General features: G+C 52.4%; 9 protein-coding genes. 3 read left to right on the forward strand and 6 right to left on the reverse strand.

The genetic code is table 11. The features are described from left to right. Window positions 1–144: 144 nt before the first annotated feature. Window positions 145–438, forward strand: a complete 294-nt coding sequence (locus tag M0R47_RS07550) for a hypothetical protein (protein ID WP_292552605.1) — start codon at window positions 145–147, stop codon at window positions 436–438. A gap of 329 nt (window positions 439–767) precedes the next feature. Then, window positions 768–1,946: a hypothetical protein gene (locus M0R47_RS07555; protein ID WP_292552608.1), complete on the forward strand. Its 1,179-nt coding sequence runs from the start codon at window positions 768–770 to the stop codon at window positions 1,944–1,946. A 111-nt stretch (window positions 1,947–2,057) separates the two neighbouring features. Here M0R47_RS07555 and M0R47_RS07560 read toward each other — a convergent pair whose 3' ends face one another. After that, on the reverse strand, window positions 2,058–4,841 hold the full coding sequence (locus tag M0R47_RS07560) for a glucosidase (RefSeq protein ID WP_292552611.1): 2,784 nt from the start codon (window positions 4,839–4,841) through the stop codon (window positions 2,058–2,060). 140 nt (window positions 4,842–4,981) lie between these two features. On the opposite strand from M0R47_RS07560, the gene M0R47_RS07565 reads away from it, so the two are divergent. Then, complete coding sequence (locus tag M0R47_RS07565) at window positions 4,982–5,662, forward strand: ion channel (protein WP_292552614.1); 681 nt, start codon at window positions 4,982–4,984, stop codon at window positions 5,660–5,662. A 2-nt stretch (window positions 5,663–5,664) separates the two neighbouring features. On the opposite strand, the gene M0R47_RS07570 is transcribed toward M0R47_RS07565, so the two are convergent. The 5 genes from M0R47_RS07570 to M0R47_RS07590 form a co-directional block, all read right to left on the reverse strand. Then, on the reverse strand, window positions 5,665–6,381 hold the full coding sequence (locus M0R47_RS07570; RefSeq protein WP_292552617.1) for a TIGR00730 family Rossman fold protein: 717 nt from the start codon (window positions 6,379–6,381) through the stop codon (window positions 5,665–5,667). A gap of 531 nt (window positions 6,382–6,912) precedes the next feature. Beyond that, entirely contained in the window at window positions 6,913–8,133 is a 1,221-nt protein-coding gene (locus M0R47_RS07575) for an acetate kinase (RefSeq protein WP_292552620.1), read from the reverse strand. Further along, window positions 8,130–10,214: a glycogen debranching protein GlgX gene (gene glgX, locus M0R47_RS07580; protein ID WP_292552624.1), complete on the reverse strand. Its 2,085-nt coding sequence runs from the start codon at window positions 10,212–10,214 to the stop codon at window positions 8,130–8,132. The genes M0R47_RS07575 and glgX overlap by 4 nt, the downstream gene beginning before the upstream one ends. A 105-nt stretch (window positions 10,215–10,319) precedes the next feature. Further along, window positions 10,320–10,958, reverse strand: a complete 639-nt coding sequence (locus M0R47_RS07585) for a histidine phosphatase family protein (RefSeq protein WP_292552627.1) — start codon at window positions 10,956–10,958, stop codon at window positions 10,320–10,322. Window positions 10,959–11,656: 698 nt separating this feature from the next. Beyond that, complete coding sequence (locus M0R47_RS07590) at window positions 11,657–14,191, reverse strand: glycogen/starch/alpha-glucan phosphorylase (protein WP_292552630.1); 2,535 nt, start codon at window positions 14,189–14,191, stop codon at window positions 11,657–11,659. Window positions 14,192–14,215: the final 24 nt, after the last annotated feature.

A 14,215-nucleotide genomic window follows, 5' to 3' on the forward strand; every position in this document is an offset into this window, starting at 1 on the left:
TTGGCAATTGGACTAAAGGCCAATAGCGTAATCACTTTCTAAATGATCAAATGCTTTTGCTTACATTGAGAAAGCACTAGCAAAGACGGACTAAACGAATAACACATGGTCATCATTATGTGCATCAAACACAGAAGATAAATTATGAAAAAGACTTATTGGCAGATCGGCATTTTAACTTTGGCTTTTGCCACTGCCGGACTGCTGATCGGGTCGTCGCCCGCTTACTCCGAAACGGCAGGCATGGAACGGCGTGATGATCGCCGGGATGACAGACAGGGAGCTCAGGATATAAGACAGAAAGGCCGAGACGTTGGCAGGGAGACCAAGGACCAATGCCGTGATGCTGGCGGAAGTGGACCGAAATGTCGGCAAGAAAAACGGGGAATCAAACAAGATGCCCGTAAAGCCGGCCGTAAGCTCAAACAAAACGATTGATTCGGCATTATCGAATGCAGTCGCCTTTCAAAAGGTTCCTGGTCATGGGCTTGGATGACTACGCGTTGTGGGCTTCATGATGTTGCTGTGCTTCCTGCATCGCGGACATTCCAAATTTCAATAAGAGGCATTCTTGCGAACTGATTTTCACATGATTAACCCAAGAGACTCGAACATCTTAGCGTGCAATACGCTAGCGGATAAAACCATATCGATGCTTACAAAAAGGCACACACCTACGGCAGTTGTCCGGTTACTAATAATCCTTCTGCTACATGCAGCATACAGACTACAAGATTAATTAATGTTGGCTGATTGGGAGACAAAAAATGAACGCACAAGACTCGGAATTTGAAATCTCCCTGATCAGGGACGACCTGTTGTTCCGACTTCAGCGCCGCTTCGGCCTGATACCGGAGCATGGCCTGGGCTTGATCCGGCGGGCGATTTTCTTCAGCCTGCTGGCTTGGCTGCCCGTTGCGGCTTGGGCTGTTTACAACGGCCGGGCGTTGCCTGGGACTGTCAACGAACCCCTGCTCCAGCATTTTGGCATCCACGTTCGTTTCCTGCTCGCGCTGCCGTTATTGATTATCGGCGAGGGAGGTGTGCATAGAATGACCACCCGCCTCATCCCCTACTTCCATACCTCCGGCCTGATCCGCAAGGAACAGCGAGAGGCATTCAGGGAGGTTCTTCGGGGCATAGTTCAACTGCGCAACAGTTCCTTACCCTGGATCGTGATCGCGGCTCTTATCGTCGCTTGGCTGGGATTCCAGCCGCCCAGCCAGGACAAACATGAACTGGTATGGGCCAACATCGGCGAGCCGACGCGTTTCGATGTGGGATTCGGCGGCTGGTGGCTGGATCATGTGGCTCAGCCGATCTTTCTTGCTCTCCTCTGTGCATGGCTGTGGCGGCTGATCCTGCTATTCCTGCTTTTGAAGCGTATTGCCGCACTAGATCTGCAAATCGTTCCCACCCATTCCGACCGGGCCGGCGGCCTCGGTTTCCTGCAAAGACTCCCCAAAGCCTTTAGCCTGTTCGCTTTCGCTCTGTCCGCGGTGCTGGCTTCACGCCTCGCGCACGATGTGATTTATCACGGCGTGCATGTTATGTCCTTGAAGCTGGAAGTCCTGGTATTCCTGATCCTTTTGATGATGTTGTTCCTGACGCCATTGATTGTATTCATTCCCAAACTTGTAGCGGCCAAAAGGCAAGCGCTGTTGGACTACGGCGCCCTGGTCGGCGAACACGGACGTCTTGTCCACAGGCGCTGGATTTTGGGGGAATCACTGGAAGACCCGTCCTTGCTGGAGGCCCAGGAAATTGGCCCGGTAGCCGATGCTGTCAGCCTTTACGAGACAGTGGCAAACATGCGGGCGGCGCCCATCGGCAAGACAGCGATCCTCGCTGTGGTCTTGCCAGCCGCAATCCCGATACTGGCGCTATTCGCCATCGAGATTCCAATCAAAGAGATGTTGCTGAAGATATTGGGAGCCTTGGCTTAGCACACGTCGTTATATATAAATATCGCCATACCCGCCGAGAAGCGGGTCGACTGCAGGGAAAGTGCGACAGATCGGGTTCTTCGCATATTCGAGGCGATCCAACCCCAATCATCACTTTCCAATCGTCTTCTTTATCGATGTCATCTCGGCATCCGGGCCGGTTATGATTTCTTTCGTTACATCCCCCATGATCTGAATAATTCTTGCTACGCAGCCCGTCCAGCCAGTCTGGTGACTGGCGCCAATGCCGGCCCCGTTATCGCCGTGGAAATATTCATAGAACAGGACCCAGTCCTTCCAGTAGGGATCGGTCTGGAATTTTTCGCTTCCCCCATAGACCGGCCGACGGCCATTGCTATCGCTGAGGAAGATACTGGTCAAGCGATTGCTCAGTTCCTGCGCTACCTCAAACAAGGTCATGTACTGCCCCGACCCGGTCGGGCATTCCACCGTAAACGTGTCGCCATAGTAGCCATAGAGCCGGTAGAGGGCAGAGATCAACAAGAAATTAACCGGCATCCAGACCGGTCCGCGCCAATTGGAGTTGCCGCCGAACATCCCGCTGTTGGAATCTCCCGGCAGGTAATCCACGCGGAATTCCTGGCCTGCATGGTGAAACACGAACGGTTGCTCCTGGTGATAGCGGGACAGCGAACGAATGCCATAGGGGCTGAAGAACTCGTTTTCATCCAGCATCTTTGCGAGTACGCGGCGCAATTTCTGCTCGTTGAACACCGACAGCATGCGCCGACCCGATGCCCCGGGTTGGCTAGGTAGGTGCATGTTGATAGTCAATTCCGGGTGACGGAGGTAAAAGGCTTGGGCACGCTGGCGAAAATTGGGGAATTTCATGATGTCGGCTTCCTCAAAAACTGCCACCGCGGCGAGCGGCAACAGTCCGACCATCGAACGCACTTTCAAGCGTAGCGCCGTGCCATCCGGCAAGCGCAGGACATCGTAGAAAAAACCGTCCTCTTCATCCCACATTTCATCCTGGTTTTCGCCCAGCCGATCCATCGCCGCGGCAATCCACATCGTATGCTCGAAAAATTTGCTGACGAATTCTTCATACAGCGGATCGTGTAGCGCCAATTCGATGGAGATCCGCAACATCTGCTGACTGAAAAAGATCATCCAGGCGGTGCCGTCCGCCTGTTCCAGGAACCCGCCGGTGGGCAGCGGCGAACTGCGGTCGAATACCCCGATATTGTCCAGCCCCAGGAAGCCTCCTTCAAAGACGTTGTTACCGGTGCGATCCTTGCGGTTGATCCACCAGGTGAAGTTGACCAACAGTTTGGCAAAGGCATACTTGAGAAAGTCGATATCGCCTTTGCCGTCATTGCGCGCCTTGTCCATCAAATAGATTTGCATGGTGGCAAAAGCATGCACCGGCGGGTTGACGTCGCCAAAGTTCCATTCATAAGCCGGCATTTGACCGTTGGGGTGCAGGTAGCCGTTACGCAGCATCAAGTCCAACTGGGCTTTGGCAAAGTCCGAGTCTACAATCGACAACGGCAGCATATGGAACGCCAAGTCCCACGCGGCAAACCAGGGATACTCCCACTTATCCGGCATCGAGATAATGTCATCGCAGTTAGCGTGGAACCATTCGCCGTTGCGAATCCGATGACGCTGCTCCGCTGCCGACCAAGGGGTGACGTTATGTTCCTCAAGCCATTTGTCCACGTCGTAGTAGAAATATTGCTTTGACCACAGCATGCCGGCGAGCGCCTGGCGCATCAGATTAGCCCGGTCCTGATCGCTTGCCTTGATTGCCGTCGGCGTGATTTCATCGTAAAAGGCATTGGCTTCCTGCACACGCGTTGCAAAAATAGCATCGAAGTCGATGAAAGGATTTTTGCATTGGGCCGGTGCGTTGCGGGCCAGGCGCAGGCGAATCACTTGCGTTTCTCCGGCAGCCACCGTCAATTGAAAGTGAGGGGAGACTTTTGTCCCGATCTGAGCCGGATTGACGGCATCCTGCTGCCCCTGCACGAGGAAATTGTTGATGCCATCCTTAACGTAAGGACTGGCATTCTCTCCGGTAAAGATGAGGGCATTGTTGGTTTCATTCTCGGTAAACAACAGCGGAACATTGCCGTCGCAGTAGAGATAGTAGTCGTCCAGAAACTCCTGGAACAGCGGGTCCGAATGAAGAGCATGTACGATGCTGCATTCGGCATCCTCCAGCTTTTGCAGCACCGGTTTGTTGCCGCCGTCCGACCAGGACCAGGTATTGCGGAACCAGAGCGTCGGCAACACATGCAGCGGTGCCGCTTCCGGGCCGCGGTTGGAGATGCTGATTTTGATCAGCATGTCCTCGGCATCCGCTTTGGCATATTCGACAAAAACATCGAAATAGCGGTCTTCGTCAAAAATGCCGGTGTCCAACAGTTCATACTCCAACTCATTCCGGCTCCGTTGTTGGTTGGTTTTAATTAGATCTTCATAGGGATAAGCGGCCTGCGGATATTTGTAGAGATATTTCATGTAGGAATGGGTGGGCGTACTGTCGAGGTAGAAGTAATACTCCTTCACGTCCTCGCCATGATTGCCCTCACTGTTGGTCAGGCCGAACAACCGTTCCTTGAGGATGGGGTCGTTGCCATTCCATAATGCCAAGGCAAAACAGAGAATTTGGTGGTCGTCTGAAATGCCGCCCAAGCCATCTTCTCCCCAGCGATAGGTGCGTGAACGCGCCTGGTCGTGAGTAAAATAATTCCAGGCATCGCCGTTAGCGCTATAGTCTTCCCGCACCGTTCCCCATTGCCGCTCGCTGAGGTAGGGCCCCCATTTTTTCCAGGGGACCCCTTCTACATCAGACTTATTCGCAGCGGACTTCAGGGAGACAGCAAGCCTTTCTTTTTCCGCATTATTTTTTATTTGAGCTGACATGTTAATCTGCTCCTTAGGACATTAGTTCTAATTACTATATTCCTGCATAAGCAGATCGTGCTATTGGACTTTAGTCTAATTTCCAGGTTATATAATGAACCTTTGCGTATAAAACCATCATTATCGGGAGTGTGTCTTACATGCCTACTCTACCCCGACGGACAAAGGTCGGAAATTACACTTTCCTTGTATCCGGTTTGCTATTTCTCTTCCTGCTGATGCCATTGCTAAGCACCTTTCCTGCCTTGGCAAAGAACACTTTTTTGATGAGGATTATCTTGCAGCTTGGCTACAGTGCTTTGATGTTGCTTGGAATCTGGGGCCTTCCTCAAAGAAGCTATCTTTTCAAGATCGGACTAGCGCTTGCTTTGTTAACTGTTACTTTCACAGCCATCGATATTTTTTTTGACAGCATCGTCATCGAATTGTGCTTAAGCGCGGTAGTCCTTTTGTTTTCCATTGGCAGCGCGGTCATTGCAGCCCAGCATGTGTTCGGAGGAACCAAGATCGACCGCAATTTACTGTTCGGCGCCATGTGCGTTTATCTTCTGATGGGGCTTATCTGGGCGATCTTGTATGGATTAATCTTTCAATTTTTGCCGGGTTCGTTTAACGGTATACAAGGGATTGACGGCAAGGCTCCGATGGATACCCTGCTCTACTTCAGCTTTATAACCCTGGCCAGCCTGGGCTATGGAGACATTACCCCCGTTGCGCCGTTGGCGCGCACGCTGGCCTATTTGGAAGTGGTTGGCGGCCAGCTCTACATTGCTATCATGCTGGCTGGATTGGTTGGGCTTTTTTTGAACGAGCGCAGATAAGTTCATTTAGGTTTATTGATGCTCTTGATGATACGCATGGCTTCATCGACGTTATCGGCACGATGAATTAAATCCAGATCACCCTCAGCGATGACGCCTTCGTGCAACATGGTTTCGCGGCCAAATTCTCGAAGATGCTCCCAAAAATTTCCGCCCATGCCAATAATAGGAAACTCTTCCAGCTTGCCGGTCTGGACCAGAGTAACAACTTCAAAAGCTTCATCCAGAGTGCCGAAACCGCCGGGCATGACCACAAAGGCATTTGAATACTTGATCAGCATCACCTTGCGTATGAAGAAATGTTCGAATTCGATAAATTGATCCAGGTAAGGATTAGGTTTTTGCTCGTGGGGAAGTTTGATATTGCAACCCAAACTGAGGCCTCCCGCCTCTTTGGCACCGCGGTTCGCGGCTTCCATGATACCGGGACCTCCGCCGGTCATCACGCCATAACCGGCGTTTGCCAATTCTCTTCCCAAGTCACGGGCCAAGCGGTAATAGGGATGGTCTTCCTTAAATCTTGCCGAGCCGAACACCGTGATGCACTTATTTTCCATGGCAAAGCTTTCGAAGCCTCGTAAGAACTCCAGGAAAAACGTAATAGCGCTTTCCAGGTCCTGCTCCCGATTTTGCCGACCCGATAAAAAGGCTTTTTCAGCGCCTTCGACCTTGCCTAATAATGAATAATTTTTAGTAGAAGGAGGATTATTAATGTTCATATTGATCTCCAAGTGATGCCATTAAAGGGCGTTCGCCTCTGCTTTTATTCCCTCTCCCTTAGGGAGAGGGTTAAGGTGAGGGAATTCAAATAGTTTTTTATAATCTGATGTTACGCACGGATGATCTTTATCCCGTTTGCCGCGCTGAGCACCGGAGCTTTCGGTGGAAATAGCCCGCAGGGGCGCTGCATGGATGCAGCGCGTTGACAGAGGGCCAAGGATGGCCCTTCTGGCAACCTCCGCTGAAAGCGAGGAGCGCAAGAAGCAAGCGGCAACCGGGTCGCCTTTTCTTTGGTTACTTTCTTTTGGCGACGCAAAAGAAAGTAACTCGCTTTCGGGTGCGAGAACCCGATTCAAATAACGTCGCGGTAGCGACACCTTAGTAATAAAATGCTAATGCAGTCTAAATCTGAATACCTGCGTAACATCAGTTATATTGAAAAAATCCCATTTTTGATCCCCTCACCCCTGCCCTCTCCCTGAGGGAGAGGGAGTTCACCGCGTCATAACGACATAGCGCGATACGGATGGCTATCCGGTTAAGACCGAAAGCGTTTCACGCGCAATCTGCAACTCTTCGTTGGTGCGCACGGCCAGAACCCGAACGGAATAGCCGCCACGCCCTATTTCGCTGATTTCTTCAACCGTCCTGTCATTGGCTTCCGGATCGATAGCAATACCGAGCTTTTCCAAGCCCTGACAGATCCGGCTCCGGATCAATGACGCATTCTCTCCGACGCCGCCGGTAAAAATCAGTGCGTCAAGACCGTCCAGGGCGACAAAATAAGCGCCGATATATTTTCGGATACGGTAACAGTAAACATCCAATGCCAAGCGGGCGCGTTCATCACCGGCTTGCTCACTCGCCAACACTTCGCGCAAGTCGTTGCTGCCGCATAGCCCTTTCAATCCAGAATCCCGGTTCAGGGCTTCCTCGAGCTCGTCGGCACTCTGGCCCAGAACGTTTTCCAGATGCAGCGGTATTGCTGCGTCCAAATCACCGCACCGGGTCCCCATGACCAAACCTTCCAACGGGGTGAAGCCCATCGAGGTATCGATACTGTTCCCGTGTTGTATCGCGGCGGCGCTGGCGCCATTGCCGAGATGCAGGGTAATCAATTTAAGATCCTCAAGCGGGCGCTGCAAATAGCCGGCCGCCCGGCTGGCGACATAACGATGGGAACTGCCGTGAAATCCGTACCGGCGTATGCCGTGGCGGCTGTACCAGGTTTCCTGGACGGCATAGCGAAAAGCATGGGGCGGCATGGTCTGATGAAAAGCGGTATCGAACACGGCCACTTGCGGCACCGACGGAAAAGCTTCCCGGCAGATTTCAATGCCGGTCAGATTAGCCGGATTATGCAGCGGCGCCAACGGGATCAAATTTCGAATCGTATCGATGACCGTCTGATCGATAGCGACCGATGCCGAAAAGGCCTCCCCACCATGGACCACGCGATGGCCAATCGCATCCGGCTCCTGCCCTGCTTCAAGCCCGGAGGCGTTGCGTAAAACCACGGTAATATGGGCGAAAGCCGCGCGATGGTCGGCGGCTTCGATTTCCTGCTGGTGCTCCACCGGTTCGCCTTGGGCATTTTCTGCGCGGTACCGAATCAGGCTTACCTGTTCACCGATACGCTCGAGCAGCCCGCTGGCAATCAGGTGCCCCGGCGCCATTGCAAACAGTCCGTATTTGATCGAGGAACTGCCGCAATTGATGACCAGTACTTTAGGAGCGTCGCCTTTAATCATCCGCGCGCCTCAAACACGGCGACCGTGCGCCTGGCTATTGTGTAAGACGAACTTTCGAGAGCCTTCTGTTGATTGCGCGGCAGGATGTCATCCTGACCTGTCCGCGAGGTATCCAGCGCCAAGTGCCATAAGCGTCCGGGAATCTCGGGCAAGGATGCTTCCACGGTTCGCTCGGACATATTTAAAATGACATGCAGGTCTTCCTCGCCGTCGCTCAGTCCGGCTAAGGTGTAAGCCAGATATTGGGCGCTATAATCAAACCATAACGGCTCGTCAAGCCGGTAGCCATGCCAGGCGATATCGCGAAGGCCGCGACCGGAAACGGGCTCTCCGCTCAGAAATTCGTGCCGGTTCAGATTCGGGTGCCTGCGCCTTAACGCAATCAGTTCCTTCACGAAACGCAGCATATCGCGGTTTTTTCCGACCAGGCTCCAGTCGAACCACGAAAGTTCGTTATCTTGGCAATAGGCATTGTTATTGCCTTTTTGCGTGTGCAGTACCTCATCGCCGGAAAGAAGCATCGGAACCCCTTGGCTTAATAACAGGATGCTGATCAGGTTCTTGGCTTGCCGCCGCCTGAGGGCTAAAACTTCCGCATTATCGGTCTCGCCTTCAGCGCCGCAATTCCAGGATAAATTGTTATCGCAGCCGTCGCGATTTTCTTCGCCATTGGCTTCGTTGTGTTTACCGTTGTAGCTAACCAAATCGTAAAGGGTGAAGCCGTCATGACAGCTAATGAAATTGATGCTGTGCAGCGGTAACCGGTCCTCTTCTTCATAAAGATCGCTGCTGCCGGTAATGCATGATGCTACTGCGCCGACCAGCCCCGGATCGCCGCGGACAAAACGCCGGATTACATCCCGGTAGCGGCCGTTCCATTCCGCCCAACGTAAGCCGGGAAACGACCCCACATCATAAAGACCGGAAGCATCCCATGCTTCCGCAATCATCGGCACCTCGTTGAGCGCATTAGAAAACTCGATGCGCCAAGGCAGTGACGGATTGGCTTGAGGCGTGCCGTCTTCGCCGCGCGTAAAGACGCTGGCGAGATCGAAGCGAAAACCATCGACATGCATCTTTTCAACCCAATACTCCAGGCAATGCACAATGAACTGCGTGACCAAAGGATGATTACAATTCACAGTGTTACCGCAGCCGGTGTAATCACGATAATAGCTCCGGTTATGCGGATCGAGATGATAAAAAATTTCGTTAATGAAACCCTTGAAGTTTATCATCGGGCCATCGTGCCCCCCTTCCGCGGTATGATTGAAAACCACATCTAAAATAACGCCGATGCCGGCATTATGCAGGGCTTTCACCATATCCTTAAATTCATGCGCATTCGATCCGAGCTCGGGGTTTATGCAATAGCCGGGATGCGGGCTTAAAAAGCTATGCGTGTTGTAGCCCCAATAATTTTTCAATCCCTTTGCCATCACGATGTCCGGCACGCTTTGCTCGTCGAAAGCCATGACCGGCAACAACTCGACATGGGTAATGCCAAGTTCCTGTAAGTAAGGAATCTTGTCGATCAATCCGGTAAACGTGCCGGGATGCCCGACGCCTGCCGAAGGATGGCGTGTAAATCCTCCGACGTGAAGCTCATAGATGACCGCTCCTTCCAGGCCGAGTTTCCAGGGACTTTCACCTGCCCAGATATAATCCGATTTTGCGACCACGGCTCGATAAGATGACCGGCTTTCGTCATCCGGATCGGACGCGCGCCGCCGATTCCAAAACACATCGCTGACCGCCGTGGCCCAGGGATCGATGAGTTCCTTTTTGGCATTGAAGCGATGCCCGGTCGAAGCCATATCGTTCGGTCCGAACATGCGCCAGGTATAATGGCTTCCGGCCGGAAGCGCTTCGACGAACACATGCCAGAAAAAAAACGACCGGTTCGTTTTGGGGTTGAGGCTGATGACCTGAAACGGCTCCGGACTTCCGGCCGCTTCATAAAGCAAAAGCTCGGCTCCACTCGCATGACGACTGAAAATTGAAAAATTGACGCCGGCATTGCTGACCGTCGCCCCTGGCGGAAAATACGAGCCGCTGCTCAATTTATATGAAAGAGTCATTACAATTCACTCCATAAAATTTTGGCTTGGACACAATCGCTTTATTAAAGCGACTTCCTAAAATGCTGCGATTGAGAATGTATAAAGTTGGGCTAAAAACATCCGTCAAGTCCCGGCGCGGCTGCGCAAATGCTCGGGCATATAGCTTCGATCACCTAAAACTTCCAGCATCGGCCCATAAGTCACAAACTTGATAATAGAAACCGAAGCTGCCGGGGCGTTGATCCGATCCCGGTAACGGCCGACGTCTATTCCCAACAGGCTGCAAAGAATGATGCGTATGGTCGCCTTATGGGATACCACCAGCACATTGCCGCTTTTGTACTTGGACTCGATTTCCGTAATGATGGGAAGGGCGCGGGCGGCAACCTGAATCGCGGTTTCGCCGCCGGTCGGAGGGTTCCAGGCCGGATCGGTCTGCCAACTTAGATAGTCCTTATCATAGGTTTGTTTGACGGTTTCCAACTCTTGATCTTCCCAATCGCCATAACTGATTTCACGGAGTCCGTCCCTGATCTGCATGGTCAGGCCCAAGGCGTCGCATAAAGGCTGCGCTGTTGCTATCGCTCTTTTCATCGGGCTGACATAGACATCCGTCCAGGATATCGAGCGATAGGCTTCGGCAAAACATTGCGCCATTTTCGTGCCTTCCGGAGTAAGTTCTGCATCGACAACGCCACAATAAGCGCCGCGCTGGCTGTAGGTCGTTTCCCCGTGACGAAGTAAATAAATCTTAAGTGACATTGCGTTATTACTCCTTGGTTGAAAAGAAGAAAACTCAGCGACTTAACGGCGGCATCCAATAAATAGCTGATGTTACGCACGGGCTGTATTTCTGACGCTTGTCGTACTGAGTCCCATAACTTACGAAAATACGCTTAAACTCATGAATCAAATGGCGATGGAAACTTGCCAGTGGCACGAATTCAATGGTTACTTTCTTTTGGCGAAGCAAAAGAAAGTAACTCGCCTTCGGGGGCGAGACCCCGATTCAAATAACCATCGCGGTAGCGACACATTAATATTCAAAATGTTAAAGCAACCTAAATCCGCTCGTTCCCACGCGCTGCGCTCGTCGTTATACGCATCTCGACGTAGGCCGGAATAAGACCGCCCGGCGACAGCCAGGGTGGGCGTTTCCGGCAATCGGAGCGCCGGAAACGCCAGTCCTGCGCTTAACGCGCGGCCAGGCTTATTCCGGCCTACATCTGAGCCTTGCCATCCTTGGCTTCTCGGCCAACTGCTCCTGCGTCGCCTAAAGCGCCTACTGTTGGTGCTCTACCTACTGCATCCTTGCAAGTTGTGGATTCCGGCACAAATCTGTCTGGAACAGATTTGCATTAACCCGAAGGGCTCCGGGCAGGATAGCCCGGAGTGAATCCCTGCCGGAATGACGTATTGGGTATTCTCGTTAAACTGATAGGTGTTAAGGGCTACGTCTATCATTTTAAATTTTGATGGATGATCGGTTCGCCGGTTTTGCCCTGCATCGTTACGGATACCTGACGGACATTCCAAATCTCATCGCAATATTCACATATCGCGCGATCCGAGGAAAATTTGCCCGCTCTGGCCGTGTTCAGGATCGACATCCTGGCCCATTTTTCCGGGTCCTCCCAGACGCCGGCGACTTTGTCCTGGCAATCGATATAATCGGCATAATCGGCGAGTACCAGAAAGGGGTCGGACTGGCATAAATTGTCCACCAAAGGACGGAATAGCTCGGCGTCGCCATTGGAAAAATGCCCCGATGAGATCAACTGAATCGCGTCGGCCAATTGCGGATTGCTTTCAACATAAGAGTACGGGCGATAGCCTTGCTGCTGAAGCAGGACGGTTTCCTCCGTGTTCAATCCGAACAGGAAGAAATTTTCCGCGCCGACTTCTTCCCGTATTTCTACGTTGGCGCCATCCAGCGTGCCGATGGTCAAGGCCCCATTCAAGGTGAACTTCATGTTGCCGGTACCGGATGCCTCCTTACCCGCCATCGATATCTGCTCGGACAGATCGGCTGCCGGGTAAATAAGCTGGCCGTTCTGCACGTTGAAATTGGGCACGAACGCGACGCGCAGATATTTATTCACGTCCGGATCGTTATTGACCATCTCACCCACCGCATTGATCAGTTTGATGATGCGCTTGGCTATAAAATAGCCGGGAGCCGCCTTGCCGCCGAAAATGAATGCCCGCGGCGCAATAGCAAGGTTGGGATTATGCTTCAGGCGGTTATACAGCGTGATGACGTGCAGAATATTCAAATGCTGGCGCTTGTATTCATGGATGCGCTTGACCTGAACATCAAACAGCCAGCTGGGGTCGAGCTCGATACCGGTCTGTTTGCGGATATAGTCGGCGAGTCGATGTTTGTTAGCCTGCTTGACGGCTCGCCATTCTTTGCGGAACGCGGCATCCTCCGCGAAAGGCTCAAGCTTTCTGAGATCCTCGGTATGGGTAACCCATTCGCCACCGATTGTGCGGGTTATCAGCTCGCTGAGTTTCGGATTGGCCGAAGCCATGAAACGCCGAGGCGTCACACCGTTGGTTTTATTATTGAAGCGCTCCGGCCATAATTCATAAAAATCCTTAAGCACATTTTGCTTCAACAGTTCCGTATGCAACGCCGCCACGCCGTTGACGGAATGGCTTCCGACACTGGCAAGATGGGCCATGCGGATGCGTTTTTCGCCATGTTCATCAATCAACGACAGCCGTTTAAGCAGCTCTCCATCCTGGGGATGTTTGTCACGAACCGCGGCAAGAAACCGCGCATTGATTTCATAAATAATCTCCAGATGCCTCGGCAACATTTCCCTGAACAAAGGCAGCGGCCAGGTCTCGAGCGCCTCGGGCAATAACGTGTGATTGGTGTAGCCGAACGTGCGCTCCGTGATATCCCAGGCTTCATCCCAGGAAACCCGGCGCTCATCGACCAATAGCCGCATGAGTTCGGCCACGCCGATAGACGGATGGGTATCGTTAAGCTGTACTGCATACTTTTCCGGAAAACGCTGCGGAGGCTGACCCAAAATATCGAGAATACGCAACATGTCCTGCAGCGAACAGGACACGAAAAAATATTGTTGCGCCAGGCGTAGCCGCTTGCCGATCTCGGGCTCGTCATTCGGATAGAGTACCTTCGCCAGCGTTTCGGAGATGACTTTCTCATTCACCGCCGTGTAGTAGTCACCGGTGTTGAAGGCCTGAAAATCGAAACTTTCGCAGGCCTCTGAGCTCCATAACCGCAAGGTGTTACAGGTGTTGACGCGATAACCCTGGATGGGAGTATCGTAAGCCATGCCTTTGATCGCCCGCTCAGGTATCCATCTCACCCGCTCAGCACCTGCGTCGTCCCGGTAATATTCGGTATGCCCCCCGAAATTGACAGTGTAAGTGACATCGGGTTTGGCGATTTCCCAAGGGTTGCCGTTGCGCAGCCATTTATCGGTGATCTCGCATTGCCATCCGTCATGAATTTCCTGATCGAAAATGCCGAATTCATAGCGAATTCCATAACCGAGCGCAAGCCGCTCGAGGGTTGCCAGGGAATCCATATAACAGGCCGCCAGCCGGCCCAAGCCGCCGTTGCCGAGACCGGGTTCTTCCTCTTCGGCCAGCAATTCATCCAGATCAAAGCCCAATTCGGCAATCGCTTGGCGAACCTCATTCTCGATGCCCAGATTCAATAAATTATTGCCGAGATGGGGGCCCATCAGGAACTCTGCTGACAGGTAGCAAGCCACTTTCAAATCTTGATCGAGGAAGGTCTGCACTGTTTCAACCCAGTGCCGTTGCAATCTGTCGCGCACAGCCAATGCTAAAGCCTTGTAATAATCTTGCCTGTTAGCCACAGAAGGCGGGCTTCCAATGCTGTAGGTCAAGTGATCCTGAATGGATTTTTTGATTTCTGAAGCACTCGTCAACGCATTGGTGTTTCCGACCGCGTTTTCAGCTTCGGCGGTCTTATTCTTTTTAGCCATAGTGATATCCTCGCTGCACGATCG

It is taken from the genome of Methylobacter sp. (genome assembly GCF_023227905.1).
Lineage (GTDB): Bacteria > Pseudomonadota > Gammaproteobacteria > Methylococcales > Methylomonadaceae > Methylobacter_A.